The sequence below is a fragment of the Telluria sp. ZT3P25 genome (genome assembly GCF_059685895.1).
This window is the reverse complement of record NZ_JCASIJ010000001.1, coordinates 2,500,497-2,518,237: the sequence shown is the minus strand read 5'-3', so window position 1 is coordinate 2,518,237 and position 17,741 is coordinate 2,500,497. Positions and strand designations below refer to the sequence as shown.

The 17,741-nt window shown below is 64.4% G+C and carries 14 protein-coding genes; 8 read left to right on the top strand and 6 right to left on the bottom strand.

Features of this window, described 5'->3' with window-relative positions; translation table 11 throughout:
* The first annotated feature begins 3 nt into the window (after positions 1 to 3).
* The 8 genes from tssC (at position 4) to AC56LY_RS11145 (ending at position 9,153) form a co-directional block, all read left to right on the top strand.
* Positions 4 to 1,488 (top strand): type VI secretion system contractile sheath large subunit, encoded by a 1,485-nt coding sequence (gene tssC / locus AC56LY_RS11180; RefSeq protein WP_499579323.1) that lies wholly within the window; start codon positions 4 to 6, stop codon positions 1,486 to 1,488.
* Positions 1,489 to 1,515: 27 nt separating this feature from the next.
* Positions 1,516 to 2,007, top strand: a complete 492-nt coding sequence (locus tag AC56LY_RS11175) for an Hcp family type VI secretion system effector (RefSeq protein WP_183558457.1) — start codon at positions 1,516 to 1,518, stop codon at positions 2,005 to 2,007.
* Between the two features lie 102 nt (positions 2,008 to 2,109).
* Entirely contained in the window at positions 2,110 to 2,607 is a 498-nt protein-coding gene (tssE, locus tag AC56LY_RS11170) for a type VI secretion system baseplate subunit TssE (RefSeq protein WP_499579321.1), read from the top strand.
* A 1-nt stretch (position 2,608) separates the two neighbouring features.
* Positions 2,609 to 4,453: a type VI secretion system baseplate subunit TssF gene (tssF, locus tag AC56LY_RS11165; protein WP_499579320.1), complete on the top strand. Its 1,845-nt coding sequence runs from the start codon at positions 2,609 to 2,611 to the stop codon at positions 4,451 to 4,453.
* Positions 4,417 to 5,499, top strand: a complete 1,083-nt coding sequence (gene tssG, locus AC56LY_RS11160; protein WP_499579318.1) for a type VI secretion system baseplate subunit TssG — start codon at positions 4,417 to 4,419, stop codon at positions 5,497 to 5,499. Before tssF ends, tssG begins: the two co-directional genes overlap by 37 nt.
* A gap of 59 nt (positions 5,500 to 5,558) precedes the next feature.
* A complete protein-coding gene (gene tssH / locus AC56LY_RS11155) occupies positions 5,559 to 8,222 on the top strand; it encodes a type VI secretion system ATPase TssH (RefSeq protein WP_499579317.1) in 2,664 nt (887 codons plus the stop codon).
* A gap of 129 nt (positions 8,223 to 8,351) precedes the next feature.
* Positions 8,352 to 8,579, top strand: a complete 228-nt coding sequence (locus tag AC56LY_RS11150) for a hypothetical protein (RefSeq protein WP_499579316.1) — start codon at positions 8,352 to 8,354, stop codon at positions 8,577 to 8,579.
* Positions 8,580 to 8,631: 52 nt separating this feature from the next.
* Complete coding sequence (locus AC56LY_RS11145; RefSeq protein WP_499579315.1) at positions 8,632 to 9,153, top strand: hypothetical protein; 522 nt, start codon at positions 8,632 to 8,634, stop codon at positions 9,151 to 9,153.
* Positions 9,154 to 9,174: 21 nt separating this feature from the next.
* Here AC56LY_RS11145 and tssA read toward each other — a convergent pair whose 3' ends face one another.
* Genes tssA through AC56LY_RS11115 form a run of 6 tightly spaced genes read right to left on the bottom strand, consistent with a single transcriptional unit; the run spans position 9,175 to position 17,736 of the window.
* Positions 9,175 to 10,239 carry a type VI secretion system protein TssA gene (gene tssA / locus AC56LY_RS11140; protein WP_499579314.1) on the bottom strand — a complete coding sequence of 355 codons (1,065 nt, stop codon included), beginning with the start codon at positions 10,237 to 10,239 and terminating at the stop codon, positions 9,175 to 9,177.
* A gap of 15 nt (positions 10,240 to 10,254) precedes the next feature.
* Complete coding sequence (locus AC56LY_RS11135; protein ID WP_499579313.1) at positions 10,255 to 11,043, bottom strand: OmpA family protein; 789 nt, start codon at positions 11,041 to 11,043, stop codon at positions 10,255 to 10,257.
* 2 nt (positions 11,044 to 11,045) lie between these two features.
* Positions 11,046 to 12,029, bottom strand: a complete 984-nt coding sequence (gene tagF, locus AC56LY_RS11130) for a type VI secretion system-associated protein TagF (RefSeq protein WP_499579312.1) — start codon at positions 12,027 to 12,029, stop codon at positions 11,046 to 11,048.
* Positions 12,026 to 15,919, bottom strand: a complete 3,894-nt coding sequence (gene tssM / locus AC56LY_RS11125; protein ID WP_499582026.1) for a type VI secretion system membrane subunit TssM — start codon at positions 15,917 to 15,919, stop codon at positions 12,026 to 12,028. The genes tagF and tssM overlap by 4 nt, the downstream gene beginning before the upstream one ends.
* Positions 15,920 to 15,968: 49 nt before the next feature.
* Positions 15,969 to 17,432 (bottom strand): hypothetical protein, encoded by a 1,464-nt coding sequence (locus tag AC56LY_RS11120; protein ID WP_499579310.1) that lies wholly within the window; start codon positions 17,430 to 17,432, stop codon positions 15,969 to 15,971.
* Positions 17,433 to 17,466: 34 nt separating this feature from the next.
* Positions 17,467 to 17,736 (bottom strand): PAAR domain-containing protein, encoded by a 270-nt coding sequence (locus tag AC56LY_RS11115; protein ID WP_499579308.1) that lies wholly within the window; start codon positions 17,734 to 17,736, stop codon positions 17,467 to 17,469.
* Positions 17,737 to 17,741 lie beyond the last annotated feature (5 nt).

Here is a 17,741-nt window from a genome sequence, read left to right as displayed (position 1 = left end):
ACCATGTCTCTCCAAACCTCGTCCCAGGCCGCTGGCGCGGCCACCACCGAACTCGCGCTGCTCGACCAGATCGTCGAGCAGAGCAAGGTGGCCAAGTCCAGCACCGAGCATGCGCGCGCCAAGGACATCATTTCCGAGCTGGTGTCCCAGGTCATGGAAGGCACTGTCGTGGTGTCGAACAACCTGGCGGCCACCATCGATGCCCGTGTGGCCGAACTCGACGCGATGATTTCGCGCCAGCTCAGCGCCATCATGCACGCGCCCGAGTTCCAGAAGCTCGAAGGCAGCTGGACCGGCCTGAACTACCTGGTCAAGAACACGGCCACGGGCCAGAACCTCAAGATCAAGATGCTCAACGCGACCAAGAAAGAACTGGTCAAGGATTTCCAGAGTGCGCTTGAATTCGATCAGTCGACGATGTTCAAGAAGGTCTACGAAGAAGAATTCGGCACCTTCGGCGGCGCCCCGTTCGGTGCGCTGCTGGGCGATTATGAAATCACCCGCCAGCCCGAAGACATGTACTTCATCGAGCAGATGTCGCACGTGGCCGCTGCCTCGCATGCACCCTTCATCTCGTCGGCCTCGCCCGAGCTGTTTGGCCTGGAAACCTACAGCGACCTGGGTAAACCACGCGACCTGTCGAAGGTGTTCGACACCGTCGAATACGCCAAATGGAAATCGTTCCGTGAGTCGGAAGACGCACGCTACGTCGGCCTGACGCTGCCGCGCTTCCTGGGCCGCCTGCCGTTCCATCCGGCCGACGGCGCCACTGTCGAAGGCTTCAATTTTGTCGAGGACGTCGACGGTACCGACCACGAAAAGTACCTGTGGTGCAATGCCTCGTACGCGTTCGGTGCACGCCTGACGACGGCGTTCGAGGACTTCGGCTGGTGCGCGGCGATCCGCGGCGTCGAAGGCGGCGGCCTGGTCGAAGACCTGCCGACCCACACCTTCAAGACCGACGAAGGCGAAGTGGCCCTGAAGTGCCCGACCGAAATCGCCATCACCGACCGTCGCGAGAAAGAGCTCAGCGACCTGGGCTTCATCTCGCTCGTGCACTGCAAGAATACCGATTACGCGGCGTTCTTCGGCGCGCAGTCGGCGCAGAAAGCCAAGAAATACAACAGCGACGCGGCCAATGCCAATGCGGTGCTGTCGGCCCAGCTGCAATACATTTTTGCCGTCTCGCGCATCGCCCACTACATGAAGGCGATGATGCGCGACAAGATCGGCAGCTTTGCATCGGCTGCCAATGTCGAAGATTTTCTGAATCGCTGGCTGACCCAGTACGTCCTTCTGGACGACAACGCCAGCCAGGAACAGAAAGCGCAGTTTCCGCTGCGTGAAGCATCGGTGCAGGTATCCGAGGTACCCGGCCGTCCCGGCGTGTACCGCGCGGTGTCGTTCCTGCGCCCGCATTTCCAGCTCGATGAGCTGTCCGTGTCGCTCCGCCTGGTGGCGGAGCTGCCGCAATCGACCAAATCTTAATCACGAACATTCTGCGAAGGAACTAGCATGGCTATTGACGTATACCTGCAAATCGACGGCATCAAAGGCGAATCCACCGACACCTCCCACAAGGACTGGATCGAATGCCGTTCCGTTCAGTGGGAAGTGCTGCAGCCGAAATCGGCGACCGCATCGACCGGCGGCGGCCACACGGCCGAGCGCACCGAGCACAAGGACATCGTGATCGCCAAACTGGCCGATCTGGCGACTCCGCTGCTGCTGCAAAATTGCTCGTCGGGCAAAACGATCCCGAAAGCAAAGATCGAATTCCTGCGCGCCGATGGCCAGGGCGAGCGCATCAAGTATTTCGAGATCGAACTCGAGAACGTCCTGATCAGCAATGTCTCGCCACGCGTTGAAGCCGGCGACATCCTGTCGGAAAACCTGTCGCTGAAATACTCGAAAGTAAAGTGGAAGTACACCCAGCAAAAAGTGGGCGGCGGTTCGGGCGGCAATACCTCGGGCGGTTGGGATCTGTCGGCCAACAAAACGGCTTGATGATCCGGTAGTGCACTTTCGGCGCACCCGCGCGGCAGGCTTGCCGCCCGGGTGCGCCGTGCAGTTGATATCGTCGTCATACCCACGCTATCCAGGAGCCACATGAAGGGTTTTTCGCCGGGACTGTTTGACCGCTTGATGGAAGGCAGCACTCGCAGCGCACCGCAGGGCGCGCCGGCAGCCGTCACCCGCCTGTCGATCGAGGAACTGAAGGACAGCGTTGCCCGCGACCTGGAAGCACTATTGAATACCCGCGCTGCCATCGGCGACGACCGCATCCGCGCCTTTCCGGAATGCGCGCGCTCGATCCTCACCTATGGGCTGAAGGATTTTGCTGGCCTGAGCCTGTCGAGCAGCGACGATCGCGCCTATATCTGCGCCTGTATCGAAAAGACGATCGGCCGCCACGAACCACGGCTGCGTAATGTGCGCGCCGCGCTGGTGGTGCAGGAGGGCACGATCAATCGCCTCAATTTCGCCATCACGGCGCTGCTCGTGCTGCATGCCGAGCAGGAACCGGTCAATTTCGACGCCGTACTGCAGCCATCGAGCCTGCATTACACGATCAGCAAGGCGCGCCGCCTGGCGCAAGGAACCTGAAGTGGAAGAACTATTACCGTATTACGAACGCGAGCTGGGATTCCTGCGCCGCTATTCGCGTGAATTTTCCGAGCGCTATCCGAAGATCGCCGGGAACCTGCTGATGGGCGGCGAGGTCTGCGAAGACCCGCATATCGAGCGCATGATCCAGTCGTTCGCGCTGCTCAATTCGCGCGTGGCCAAACGCCTCGACGACGATTATCCCGAACTGACCGAAGCACTGTTCGAAGTGCTTTATCCGCACTACCTGCGGCCGTTTCCATCGTGCTCGATCGCGCGCATGGATTACAGTGCGAGCGCCGCGCAGCTCACTACCGCCAGCACGATGGCGCGCGGCACCGAGCTCGATACCCGCGCCGTCAAGGGCGTGGCCTGTACCTTCCGCACGGCCTATCCCGTCACCATCGCGCCGCTGGCGCTGAGCCACGCGGCATTTCATCCGATTCTCGACGCGCCGGAAGCCGTGATGCTGCCGCCTGGCGTGAGCGCGAGCATCGCCATCGGCATCGAGACCACGGCGGCCCAGGTGACATTGGGCCAGTTGGGCGTGGGCGCACTGCGCGTGTTCATCGATGGCGAGCCATCGTTCTGCGCCGCGCTGCGCGACACGCTGTTCATGCGCACCGTGAAAGCCTGGGTCGAGCCGGATGGCAGCGGGCGCTGGACGCCGCTTGGCGCGATCCCGCTGGCGCCAGCCGGTTTTCGCGAAGACGAATCGCTGATCCCGTTCTCGGCGCGCTCGCATCCGGCGTACCGCCTGCTGACCGAGTACTTCTGCTTTCCCGAGAAATTCAACTTTTTTGATATCGACCTGGCCGCCATCGTGGCGGCGCTGCCAGCCGGCTGCAAGCGCTTCACGCTGCATCTGGGCCTGTCGGGCCTGCGCACCGATTCGAACACGGCCCGCATGCTGGGCACGATGTCGACGAATAACCTGCTGCTCGGCTGCACGCCGGTCGTGAACCTGTTCCGCCAGCGCGGCGAGCCGATTCGCCTGACGCACGCGAGCGCCAGCTACCCGGTGCTACCCGAAGCGCGCCGCGCGTACGCGTACGAGGTGCAATCGATCGATTCGGTCAAGCTCGTGCGCCAGACGCCGCAGGGCGAGTCGGTCACCGAGTTCCGTCCGTTCTATTCGCTGCGCCACGGCGAATCGCCGAGCAAGCATGGCCACTACTGGGTCATGCGGCGTGACGAACTGGTGGCGCTGAAAAGCCCCGGCTACGAAACCGAGATTTCCATTGTCGACATCGACTTCGATCCGGCCGCCATCGAGACCGACACGCTGAGTCTGGAGCTGACCTGCACCAACCGCGACATCCCGGCGTCACTCAGCTACGGGCTGCCGGGCGGTGACCTGTTCCTGGAGGGCGGATCGAGCGTGCGCAGCATCGCGTTCCTGCGGCGGCCAACGCCGGCGCAGCGCTTCGAGCGCGGGCGCGGCGCCCACTGGCGCCTGGTGTCGCACCTGGCCTTGAACCACCTGTCGCTGGCCGGCGCTGGCGTCGACGCGTTTCGCGAAATGCTGACGCTGTACGACTTGCCGCGCTCGGCGATCTCGCAGCGCCAGATCCGCGGCATCGCCGCCATCGACTCAAAAGCTGCCAACGCCTGGTTGCCGGGCAATCCGTTCGCCAGCCTGGTGCGCGGGATCGAAGTGCGCCTGACGATCGACGAAGAAGCCTTCATTGGCAGCGGCATTCACGCGTTTGCCCACGTCATCGAATGCTTCTTCGGCCTGTATGTGCACGCCAACAGCTTCGTGCAGCTGGCGATCGTTTCCAAGAAAACCGGAGAAGACATTTGGCGATGCGCACCCCGCAGCGGCGATTTGAACCTAGTGTAATCGAGCGCCTGTTCGAGCAACCGTACCGCTTCCAGTTCTTCCAGGCGGTGCGGATGCTCGAGCTTTGGCTCAAGAAGAATGGCCTGCCGCGTGAAGGCGCGGTGGCCAGCTTCTTGCGCTTCCAGAATTCACTGTCGCTTAACTTCCCGGCCAGCCAGCTCGAGGCGATGGACACCGAGCCGCGCGCGCTGGCCAGGGACAGCGCTGCCCTGGGCGAGGCGCTCCGGCGCGGCGAGCTGAAATACATCCGCATCACGCCCGCGTTCATGGGCTTTCTTGGTACCGCCGGCGCCTTGCCCGCGCATTACACCGAACGCATTGCGGCGCACGCGCTGTACGAACGCGACGACGGCCCGCGCGCATTTCTCGACACTTTCTCTAACCGTACGCTGGCGCTGTTCTACGAAGCCTGGCGCAAGTACCGGCTCGAGCTGCAATACGAAATCGACGGCAAGGACCGCTTTTTGCCGCTGCTGCTCTCAATGGCCGGCCTGGGCAACCACGCGCTGCGCCATCGCCTGTCCGATGGCGGCGAGGGCGTGCTGGACGAGTCGGTTGGCTACTTTGCCGCCGCGATGCGTCACCGGCCTGCATCGGCCGCCATGATCGGCAAGGTCTTGAGCGACTATTTCGGCGAGCCGATCAACGTCACGCAATTCATCGGCGCCTGGTACGACGTCCCGCCCACGCAGCAAACGATGCTGGGCGGCACCAATGCGCAGCTGGGCATGAGCGCATTGGTCGGCGGGCGCGTGTGGCAGCGCGACCTGCGCATGCGCCTGACGGTCGGGCCGCTCGATCGCGCCGGCTTCGATGCCTTCTTGCCCGGCGGCCTGGCCGCGCGCGCGCTGGCAAAGATGCTCACCATGTTCACCGGCCTGACGCTGGAGTACGAAGTGCACATCGTGCTGCGCGCGCCGGACGTCGATGGCGTCACGCTCAGCGAAGAACGCCATGGCGGGCGCCTGGGCTGGGACAGTTTTCTCTGCACTGCGCCGGAAACGCGCGATCGCGACGACCTGCGCTACGAACTGGCAACCGTCTAGACACACACCGATTCACTCACCTCAACCACACCATCACATTACAGAAGGACTCGCGCGCAATGAGCATCAACCTGAAGACGCTGATCGGCAAGCTCAATGACACCAGCCGCACTGCCGCCACACGCGCCGCCAGCATCTGCGTGGGCCTTGGCCAGTTCGAGGTGGACCTCGAACACGTGTTCCTGGCGCTGCTGGAGCAGCCGCGCAGCGATTTAGCCGTCATCGCGCGCAAGAGCGGCATCAGCCTGCCGATGCTGGAGGCCGACCTGCACGCCGAAGTCGCGCGTCTGAAAACCGGTAACACGCGCACGCCCGTATTTTCGGCGCGCCTGCCGAAGCTGTTCGAGAACGCATGGCTGATCGCCTCGCTCGACGTGCGCGCCGGCCGCGAGAGCAGCATCCGCAGCGGCCACCTGCTGCAGGCGCTGCTCACCGACAGCGAACTGGCGCAGCTGGCATACCGCAGCTCGGCGCTGTTCAACAAATTCAACGTCGATGAACTCAAGCACAAATTCGATGCGATGACCGAGGGCTCGCAGGAAGCGGTGGGCCCGGCAGCGGACGGCGAAGACGATGCTGCTGCTGGCGCCGATCCGGTCGGCGAACTTGAAGGGCAGGGCGCCGGCAAGACCCCGGCGCTGGACCAGTTCACGACCAACCTGACCGCACGCGCGCGCGATGGCAAGGTCGATCCGGTGATCGGCCGCGATATGGAGATCCGCCAGGCGGTCGACATCCTGATGCGCCGGCGCCAGAACAACCCGATCCTGACGGGTGAAGCAGGCGTCGGTAAAACGGCTGTTGTAGAAGGCCTGGCGCTGCGCATCGTCGAAGGCGATGTGCCCGATGTGCTCAAGGGCGTCGAGATCCACACGCTCGACATGGGTCTGCTGCAGGCCGGTGCCAGCGTGAAAGGGGAATTTGAGAACCGTCTGAAGAACGTGATCGACGAGGTCAAAAAGAGCCCGCACGCGATCATCCTGTTCATCGATGAAGCGCACACGATGATCGGCGCTGGCGGTACGGCCGGCCAGAACGACGCCGCCAACCTGCTCAAACCCGCGCTGGCAAGGGGCGAACTGCGCACGATCGCCGCGACCACCTGGGGCGAATACAAAAAGTATTTTGAAAAAGACCCGGCACTGGCACGGCGCTTCCAGGTGATCAAGGTAGAAGAGCCGAGCGAGGAACTGGCCTGCGCCATGCTGCGCGCGATGGCGCCGCTGATGGAAAAGCACTTCAATGTGCGCGTCTATGATGAGGCGATCACGGAAGCGGTGCGCCTGTCGCACCGTTATATCAGCGGTCGTCAGCTGCCCGACAAGGCGATCAGCGTGCTCGATACCGCCTGCGCCAAGGTGGCGCTGGGCCAGAACGCCACGCCCGCGCTGCTCGACAACCTGGCCAAGCGCCTGGACCGGATCGATGCCGAGATCGCGTCGCTGGCACGCGAAGAGAGCGGCGGCGCCAGTCACACCGCGCGCCTGGCCGAATTGCGCGCAGCGCGCGGCGCGGCCAACGACGAACACGGCACGCTGGCAGCGCGCTGGGAGATCGAAAAAGGGCTGACCGAGAAAATTCAGGCCGCCCGCGGTGAACTGGAAGCGGGTGCGAAGGAAGGTGGCAAACCGGGCGACGCCGCCGGCGTACAGGCTCTGATGACCGAGCTGCGCGCGCTGCAGGGCGAGACGCCGATGGTACCGGTGCAGGTCGACGGCCACGTGGTGGCCGAGATTGTCGCTGGCTGGACCGGTATCCCGCTTGGCAAGATGGTCAAGGATGAAATCAAGACGGTCCTCAAATTGAAGGACTTGCTGGAAGAGCGGGTGCTGGGCCAGTCGCATGCAATCGAAGCAGTGGCGCAGCGCGTGCGCACGTCGCGCGCCAACCTGGATGATCCGGACAAGCCGAAGGGCGTGTTCCTGTTCGTCGGCCCGTCCGGCATCGGCAAGACCGAGACGGCGCTGGCGCTGGCCGACGTGCTGTATGGCGGCGAGCGCAAGCTGGTCACGATCAATATGAGCGAGTACCAGGAAGCGCACAGCGTATCAGGCCTGAAAGGCTCGCCGCCAGGCTACGTGGGGTATGGCGAAGGGGGCGTGCTGACCGAAGCTGTGCGGCGCAACCCGTACAGCGTCGTGCTGCTCGACGAAGTCGAGAAGGCCCACCCGGACGTGCTCGAACTGTTCTTCCAGGTGTTCGACAAGGGGGTGATGGACGACGCCGAGGGCCGCGAAATCGACTTCCGCAACACGATCATCATCCTGACCTCGAACGTGGCGTCGAGCACGATGATGGCCGCGTGCCTGAACAAGACGGAGGAAGAGCTACCGAGCCCCGAAGCGCTGGAACAGCAGATCCGCCCGCAGTTGATGAAGGCCTTCAAGCCTGCCTTCCTGGGGCGCCTGAAGGTCGTGCCGTACTACCCGATCCCCGACGACGTCCTGGTGCGCATCATCGAGCTGAAACTGGCCAAGATCGCGCGCCGCATCGCTGTCAATCACAAGGCCGAGCTGACCTGGGATGCGGCGCTCGTCGAAGCCGTGCTGGCACGCTGCACCGAAGTCGATTCGGGCGCGCGCAACGTCGACAATATCCTGAACGGCAGCCTGCTGCCGGAGGTTGCCGAATCGGTCCTGGCCAATATGGCCGAGGGCAAGACGATCTCGAAGATCAAGGTGGGCGCGGACAAGAAGGGGCAGTTCAAGTACAGCGTGAAGTAACGAAGTAAGCAAGTAAGAAAGTAAGCAAGTAAGCGGGCCGGTGTGAAAGCCGGCCCGACTTGACCCGGATCGGAATTTCCATGACGGTGGCTTCATGACGAATGCTTTCAACCCCTCACAGGCGGCGCAATGGAGCTCTGGTTCTATCTGGTATGCGCCGCATCTTCGTCGATTACTATTTTGTTCTTCACTGTGATCTTGAGTTGGAAAGACTTGATGACGTTTGCCAAGCGTATGACGCAAGTTGCGACGGCACCCGGCATGCAATCGCCTGACAACATCATTCTTGCAACATCGACGAGGGCAGCGCCGAGAGAAAGACGCCTCGAGCTGCCAATGGGCATCTACAATTATTAATCTTTGGCGAACGCCACGCATGTATCTATTTGCGCACTACACTGCAGCCGATGTGATCGACCTCGACGATTTGACAGGCAACTGGGCGCCAATCCTTGACGACGACGATGAGCCGCTCATGGTCGGCCAAATGTCCATGTTGCAGCGCGCCGACTTTTCCGTGCGCGGCAGCTACACCGTCGAATATGAAAAACGGTGTTTTTTTTATTGGACGTATGACAATGAACTGGTATTCAGGACGCCCGACGAGCGGCGTTTTGGGCTGTTCCGGCGCGAGAACGACGGCAAGCTCATCGAACTCATACCGGGCATCTCGGTCGATTTACAGCCAGCGCTAGTCAATGGCTGCCACGCGCTGCCAACCATGAGTACCTTCACACTGACAGGCGCCGACGGGGAAACACTGTTCGCAATCACCTACGACTCGGCGCGTTATCTGCAGGCGTACCAAAGCAATGTTACCTTCACACCCGACGAAGATTTGAGCGACTGGGATTTCTTCGTTGCGGTCAAGCGCGCCGTGGACGAATTGACCGCCATTGCGCGATTGATCCCCACAGAACCCATCCCATAGGCCGGTAAAACCCGACCCTGTTCAATCGTTACGCGGCTGCACGCCCAGCAACTCCTCGATATGCGCCATGGTTGCGCTATCCTTGACCACCGACTTGAGCCAGTCGTGCAGATTCTGCTCGCCCGCATCGGCCGCCTTGTCCGCGTAGTACGACACCGGGCTGTGTGGTTCCGTGTGCCGGAAGAACTGCGCCACCGCGCGTAGTTGCGCCAGCGCCTGCGCGCGGGTCTGGATCGGTCCGGGCGGCCCAGCCGGCGCCACTGGCATGGCGATGCCGCCTGCATGGTCCGCAGCGCCAATCGGCGCATCTGCCAACGCCGCAGCATCTGCGTCGCCCGGCACCGGTGCAGCAGCCCCGCCGGCCGCCGGCACCATCCGCTGCAGATCGACCACGGCATTGCGCGCCGCCGAAAACCCGGGGCTGTCCGGACCCAGCCGCTCATCGGCCACGGCTTCCAGCTCCGTCAACGCATCCAGGCACAGTTGAATGTCCGCGTTAAACGCTGTTACGAACGCCGCCGAGTTGTTGCGCCGCGCCGCTTCCAGGTCGGCCAGCTTGGGTCCGGTCACCGCGCCGCCATTGCTGGCCGCCGCGGCCGCTTTGCGCGCCGTCTCGAAGTCGATCGTCGAATAACTGCCTTGCCGGCCATCGGTCACCGGCACTTCGCGCAGCAGTGCAGGCATGCGTGCCAGGATCCAGCTCAGGTTGCCGATGCGCTGGTCATGGTCATCGCCATCCGATTCCGGATACAGGCCCACGTCCCAGTAGTCCTGGCACAGGCCAGCCAGTGTGCGCAGCGCTTCACCCAGGCCACGCAAGCCATCGGTCTTGACGGCCGCTTCTGCCAGCCAGACTGCCAGGCGCAAGTCTTTGCTCGTGTCCTTCAAGAGGGTAGAGCAGCGGCGCACGACGAATGGCCAGTCGGCTTCCTTCAGGTCGGTGATCCACTCGCCCTGGGCGAGCGACGGGTCGTCGAAGCGGCGCGCCTGCGAGATGGCGTCGAGCTCCGGCGAGAAGGACAAGTCTTCGCCGCTGGGCGATTCGGGGCTGATCGGTTCGAGTAGTTGTTCTGCTGTAAACGTCATGGATGACCCTGTCAATTATTGCGCGATACGGAATTCGATGCGGCGGTTGCGTGCGCGTCCATCGGGCGTCGCGTTGTTGGCCACGGGCCGGTCCGAGCCCTGGCCCAGCGTCGTGAACATGTCGGCGGCCATGCCTTTGCCGGTGAAGTAGGTCTTGACCGCGTCGGCGCGCGCCTGGCTCAGGCTCTGGTTCGCTGCCTTCAGGCCCTGGTTGTCGGTGTGGCCGATGATCTCGATCTTGCGGCCCTGCAGCTTCTGGATGGCGACGGCCATCTGATCCAGAATTGCCTGACCGGCCGGGGTCAGGGTGGCCTTGCCGCTGTCGAATTCGACGATGCGGTTGGCCAGCGCGCCGTCGAGGATGTTCTGTTCGGCCGCGGCCACGCGCAGCCCGTTGTTGACGACATAGGTCGGGTTCAGGCTGGTGGCGAAGTCGCTGGCGATGCGCTGGCGCTGCGCCTCGTTGGCCACTTCGCCGCGCACGCTTACCGTGCTGCCGTCGATCTTGAGCTGGCCGCGCGTGATCTGCTTGAGTTGCGGCGTGATCAGCTTTTGCACGTAGTTGTTCCAGTTGGCCGGCTGCGCCACCTGGCCGACGGCGATCTGGTCGACCACCTTGTCGGCGCCATACACTTCGTACAGGCGCGCCAGCACGGCGGCCTTGGTCGATTCATCCGGCACGGTGCCGCTGGCCAGCACCTGGCCGGGCTGTGGCGTGACGCCTGCGGGCACCGCCGTCTGGGCCGAAGCCGGGTTCAGGAGGGCGGTGCCAAGGACGAACAGGAGGGACGTTACAACACGCATGGTCAGGTTCCGATAAAGGCGGCGTGCAGCGATTCGCCGGCCGATTTGAGTGAGAGGGCGCGTTGCGCCAGATAAGTCGAGACCTTCTTGATCGCATAGTCTGCGCCGACCTGGTCTTCGACCCAGTCGAGCTGGTCGAAGCCGATGTGGTGTTCCAGGCCGACCTGCGGATCCATGATGGCTTGCAGCGTCTGCGCCGAAGCGCCGGAAAACCCCAGCACCAGCACCGGCCGCTCGTCCTGGCGCGTGACGAACACCGACAGTTCGAAGTCGGCGCGCAGCAGGAACGGCGTAATCAGGTGCATCCAGAACGCCGCCACCTGCTGGCGCTGCAGCGCTTCCACGGGCAGCGGCAATACCAGGCTTTTCTCGAGGCGGCTCGAGCTGGTGGCCATCACCGGTTGCAGCAGCAGGCCAAGCGCCAGCAGGATCTGGCGCGTCGAGACGTGAAAGCCGGCGCGCTCCAGCATCGTGTCGAGTGAGCCGACCGTCTGCTGTTCCAGGAACGTGTTCAGTTCGGCGGTACTGGCAGCGCTGTCGGGGTCGAATTCGACCGTGGTCGTCGCGGCGGTCTGCAGCGCAGGTGCCGGTTCCTGGGCGCGCATCACGTCGGCACTGATCGTTTCGAGCCGGTTCCACAGCCGCGCCAGCATGAGCGGGCTGCTGGCCACGAAGGTGGCCGGCGTGGTGATCGCCATGGTGCTCATCAACAGAAACGGAAAGCGCCGGCCCGACTGGTCGGTACTGGCCACCAGATGGCCGGCCACCGCGCGCCCGCGCCGGGGCCCGATGAACGCAAAGTTGATCGGCGCGAGCGCATCGTAGTTGCGCTTCCAGCGCGCGTCGGCGCTGAGCAGGTCGATCGCCTGCGCCAGCCAGGCGTCGAGCATGCTGCTCAGCGCCGCATTCTCGCTCGCCTTGACGAAGTCGGCCCGGGTCGGGATCTTCCCGAAGTACCCGACCGGAATCGCGACCGGACGACTCATGGCTTGCTCCCGCCCGCTGCCGCTACTGCACCGGTGACCGGCGCGCCAACCGGGGCAGCAGCGCTCGTCGGCGCGAGCGGCGCCGAGACCGCGATCGTGTCCGGCAGGCGCATGCGGCGGAAGCCCGCTGCCGCACCAGGTGCTGGCGCTGCCGCCTGGGTGGTGGCGACGATTTTCAGGTTGGCGCGCACAATGACGCCACTGTTTTCCCAGCTCAGCTCGAACACGCCGTTGTCGCGCCGCTGGCGCTTGGCGGCATCGATCATTTTCTTCAGGCCGAAGTGGCCCGGCTCGTTCAGCAGCACGACGGTACGGCCTTCGGGCGTCATGGCCGTGATGCGCGAGCCCGGCACGCCGCGCGGGTTCGGCCACACCATCTGCACGAACGGTTGCGGCTGACCACGCCAGCGCAGCGACTGGCCGTCGATCTCGACCGTGAACTCGGTTGCGCCTGCCGCGCCCAGCGCCTGGACTTCAAAGCGCGTCTGGGCTTCGCCGGCGCCGGCACTGGCAGCCACGCCGCCGGCCGACAGCGGAGCGATCCAGCTCGGGAAGCTGCTCACCACGCCCGGTGCCAGGTTGATGCCCATATTGGCCCAGGTCTTGGCGCTGATCACGTCGCCACGGCGCACGACGAGCGGGCCGATGGTGGTGTTGAAGTACTTGGCGATCGACCCTTCCGGACCGAATACCTGGCCGATTTCAGCATCGCTGGCTTCCACGGCCGCATTCTGCGCGAACGGGTATTTCACGGCCAGCGTGCGGTTGAACGGCTCGAGTACCTGCGCAGCCCAGACCTTGTTGATCTCGGCCTCGGTCGGGCGCACGATCACGGCGAAGGTCTGCATCAGCGGACGCACCAGCAGCGGCCGGATGGCGCTTTTCTGCGCATCCGTCATCCCGATCAGCATCTGCTCATCGACATACTTCAATGCTTCAGCCAGTTCGGAGCCGGAACCATCGAGCGTCTGCTGCATGAATTGCTTGGCGCCAGGGCCGGTGTCGCCCTGGTTCTTGATCTGGTTGAAACGCGCGCGCAGCTTGGACAGCATGTCCATATAGCCCTTCATCAGCGTCGCGCCGTTATCCTTGCTGACCACCAGGCGGGCCACGCCCGAGAACTCGCGACCGACCGGGCCCATCGGGATCGGGGCGGCGCCCGGCTTGCTGCTCGTGTCCAGATTCACGTTGATCGCTGACGGCTTCTGGCGCAGGATCGTTTCCTTGAACCAGCCCATGGCGCCGCGCTGGGCGCGTTGCAGGCCGGCGTCGATCAGCGACGGGTTGTCCCACGACGTTTCGGCATACACCGTCTTGATCAGTTTATCGATCGGCGAGGATTCCGGATCGCCCAGGCGGTTCATGGCGGTCGCAGCCTGGTCGAAGCCATTGAGTTCGCGAATGCTCACGCCCTGGATGAACTTCTGCCACTGCTGCGCATACTCGTTCTTGTACAACGCGAGCAGGGCTTTCTGGATCTGCTCCGGGCTGCCTTCGAGTGTCAGGTCGTCCTTGGCGGCCGTCTTGAGCACCCAGTCGGTGCTTTGCAGTTCGCGGTTGGCGGCGTCGCGGAACGCGCCCTGGATGTAGTTGTCCCAGGCGTCGCGGGTGAAGGTGCCGGGAATCGCATAGCTGCCGACGACCAGTTCCTTGTCGCCGTCGCCGACCACGCGCGCCACCGTCATCGACGGGAAACGGGTCGCGGCGCGGGCCTTGACGTCGGCATACACGCGCTCGCGCGCCGGCATGCCGCGCACCACGCGGCGCAGGTTGTCGCGGGTCTGGTCGACCAGCGCGAGCTTGCCTTCGATGGTCGGCCAGGCCGGATCGTTCAGCTGGCTCAGGTAGAACGAAATCATGCGCTCGGCGCTGCGGATCATCTGTTCGCGCGTCATCGTGCCACGGTTGCTGTCGAGCCAGACGCGCCAGAAGCGGGTCAGCTGGTCGTTCAGGTGGCTGGCTTCGGCGCGCGATTTGTCGCTCAGCATCAGGTAAGTTTTCAATGCGTTGTAGGCATCCTCGACGTTGGCCGGATTAGCATCCTTGAACTGCAGCGCGCCGAAGTTGACAGCGGCGGCGGGGGCCAGCGGCGAACCTGGCAACGCGGCAGGCAGGGCGCCGGGGGCTGCGCCCGTACCAGCCGCGGAGCCGGTCGCTGCGGCTGGCGCAATGCCGCCCACGGCGCCGGACTGCGGCGGCGCCGACATCGGCTGCAACTGCGCCGCGCCGCTGTTGACTTCACCAAGGAAGGCTTCGAGCGACTGGCCCACCGGTTTGAGCATCACTTCCTTCATGCCCGCGAAGTATTCCTGGCGCAGCTTCTGCTCGAGAATCTCGCCCTGATACAAGCCCAGGCTCAGCGCCAGCGGGCGCTGGTCGCGGTAGGCGTCGAGCTGCTCGATGCGGTCCTGCAGGATTTCCAGCGCCTCGAAACGCGACGCCAGATCCAGTCGTTTCTCCTGCACTTTAATGGCCTGGTCCAGGTCGGCCTGGACATTGGCCACCAACTGGCGGTTGGCCAGGTACGACCACGACCAGCCGCCCAGCGCCAGGCCGGACAGTGCGACAACGGCGAAGAACGTCACATAGCGCGCACGGGTCTTGGCCGGGCTGGCGTACTGCGCCACCAGGTCCTTGTCGGCGAAGATCACCTTGCGGAACAGGTTGAGCAGGAAGTAACCGTGCTGTTCCTGCACGTCGGAGCGCGTCGCCGGCATCATCTGCAGGTCGAAGCGATGCGCGACGCGTTCGGATGACGCGGACACGGTTTCGCCTTCCTGCACTGCGCTGGTGAAGTAAAAGCCGCGGAACACGGGTTTGAACTGGAACGGGTTTTCTTCGAACAGCGTGGCGATGAAGGTGCGCAGCGGGCCCTTGATCGAACTGAACTCGAGCGGGAACGTGAACACGCCCGGCGGCATCTGCTCGCGCCATTGCAGGGCCATATTGGCCATGCTCAGCTCTTTCAGGCCGTCATACAGTTCGTCGAAGCGGGCATCGAACTGCTCCAGCACATCGGCTTTCGAGCTCGTCTGGCTGTAGGGCAGGGTGGCGCCCCAGACCTTGTCGCGGTCGCCCCGTTCGGCGTCCTGGAAGAATTCGTTGAAGCCCGTGATCAGGTCGGCCTTGGTAAACATCACGTAGACCGGCGCATGCACTTCGAGCCGCTCGGTCAGTTCCTGCACGCGCTGGCGCAGGTTCTTGGCCAGGTTGATCGCGAACTCGGGCCGGTTGCCGGTCAGCTCGGCGATGCTGACGGCGATGATGATGCCGTTGATCGGCGCGCGCTTGCGGTATTTTTTCAGCAGGTCGAGAAAGCCCATCCACTCGCCGCGGTCTTCTTCATTGACCGAGTAGCGCCCGGCCGTGTCGAGCAGGATGCCGTCGGTCGTGAAGAACCAGTCGCAGTTACGGGTGCCGCCCACGCCCTGCACGATCTTGCTGTCGGCGAACGGGAACTGCAGGCCCGAGCTGGCAATCGCCGTGCTCTTGCCGGCTGCCGGGTTGCCGATCACCATATACCAGGGCAGCTCGTACAGGGCCGCATCGCCCGAGAGCTGGCCCAGCTTCGAGGTCTTGATCGTGCCGATCGCCTCGACCATGCGCTGGCGGATCGCTTCGTTCTCTTCGCGCTGCGCCGCACTGGCCACTGGCGCGGCCGCCTGCTGTTCGAGCATGCCACCGAAGGCCGCGCCGGAGCGCAGGCGCATCTGGCGCTTGTAGAACCAGACGGCGCCGTACAGCAGCAGCGCCGCGAGCAGTGCGGCGCCGACCCAGACGTACGACACGTCGAACACGGCGGCGGCGATCAACAGCGCCAGGGCGAAGGCGGCGAAGCCGATGACGGCCAGGCTGAAGCGAGCGGTAAGGGAATGCCAGAATCGTTGCATCATAGAATGGGCGCGACGGACGTCAGTTGAAGGGAAAGGAAAAATTGGCTCATGCGGCGAGTGCGGCAGATTGCGGCGACAGTTGCGGCGCTGGTTGCGGCCCCAGCAGCGCAACGCTGCGCTGGACCGGGTCGAGGTTGCTGACGCACAGCGCGGCGCCGGCGCCGCTGCGCACGTGATGCTGGGCCAGCACCAGCGCCGCAAGCAGCGTGGCGTCGCCGGCATCGCCGCACGCACCCGCCACGGTCACGACCTGGCTGGCCGGATCGAGGTCGGGCAGCAGGTTGGTTGCCATACCGAGGGTTTCGCCGACGCGGCTGGCGCGGGCGTCGCTGTCGGCGCTGACCAGCGTGACGCTGCTCGCAGCAAGGCCGGCGCTGGCCAGCAGGTCGGTCGCCTGCTGCGTGATCAGGGTGCTGTCGATGCGGCCACGGCCGTCAGCCGAGCTGGCGCGCGCGCCACTGGCGGCCGGGTACAGCAGCGCCGCGTCGGGCGCGTCGAACAGGGCGCCCTGGGCGCGGTCGGCCAGCAGCAGGCCGGCTGCGCCTTCGCCGGGTACGCGCCCGTCCGGGTGGCGGCTGTCGAGCAGGATGAATTGATCGGCCCAGGCCTGCACGCTCCCTTCGCCGATGCGCGACCCGCAGGCCAGCAGCATGCACAGGAACGGTTGTGCGGCCTGCTGCGCGCGTTTGGACAGCGAGTCCACCAGCGCGAGCGACCCCGCTGCGACGTTTGCGCCGGCATCGGCCAGTACGGTTGCCACGTGGGCTTGCGGCCAGCCATGCAGTTCAATGATGTTGCGCAGCCAATCAGCAGCGACGGCGCGTTGTGGTGGGTTCCATTCGGCGGGCAGGAGCAGCACCAGTTGCAGCGTGGGGAGCGGTGGTGTCGCCTTGCCGGCCTGAAGCGCATCGAGATAGGCCGGCAGCGCCGGGTGCGGCCCGAGCCCAAACGCCAGTTCGCTAGCGACGACGGTGCCCAGGGCCAGCGCACGCCACTGTTCGTCGTCCAGCACATGGTCGGGATGGTGCAGTTGCAGCCACTCATCCATGGTTTCTTGCTGCGCCAGGCTATCGACGCTGGCCACGCGGCCACTGAGGATCGGGTAGCCGCGCTCGTCCAGCAGCGACGGATCGAGCTGCAGATTGGCCTGGCGCGACCGTAACGCCTCGCTCAGCGAGTCGACGTTGTCGCCGTGCGGCATGTTCAGTGCACCAGCCAGGACCACCAGCGCGGTCGGCTGCGCGGCGTCGGGTGCAGGCACTGCCGCAACCTGCGACGCCGTCGCGGCGGCCACGGCAGCGGCAGCAGCCGAACGCGCACTGACAGCGGCGATGATCTTGCGGCCTGCCCACAGCACGAGCAGCAGGAACAGCGGCATCAGCACCAGCCAGATGACGATATCCCCGGTGTCCGGCATGCGAGTGGTGGAGCGCCAGTACCACAGGGCGCCGAGCCAGCAGGCGCTGAATGCAGCGGCAACGATCAGGGTTCGGCTCAGCCAGGGACGCATCGGTTCTGCCTTTGCAAGTAATAAGGTGGCATGGTCAGACCTGGTCCACGGTGCTTTGCTGGCTGGCGATCAGCGTCGCACCGCAGCTGGTCAGGTCGCCGTGGCGGGCCACTGGCTTGCCATCGACGATCATGGTCGGATCGCCGCTGACGATCACGCATGGGGTGCTGCCGTGCAGCGGACAGACGACGGTATCGCCGACGCGCGCGATGGGCACGCCACCGCTGTCGCTGACCATCGATGCGGTCGCCACGACCCCGCCATGCGAGGTCTTGTCGCCCAAACGAATTACGGGACCTGCCATCACGT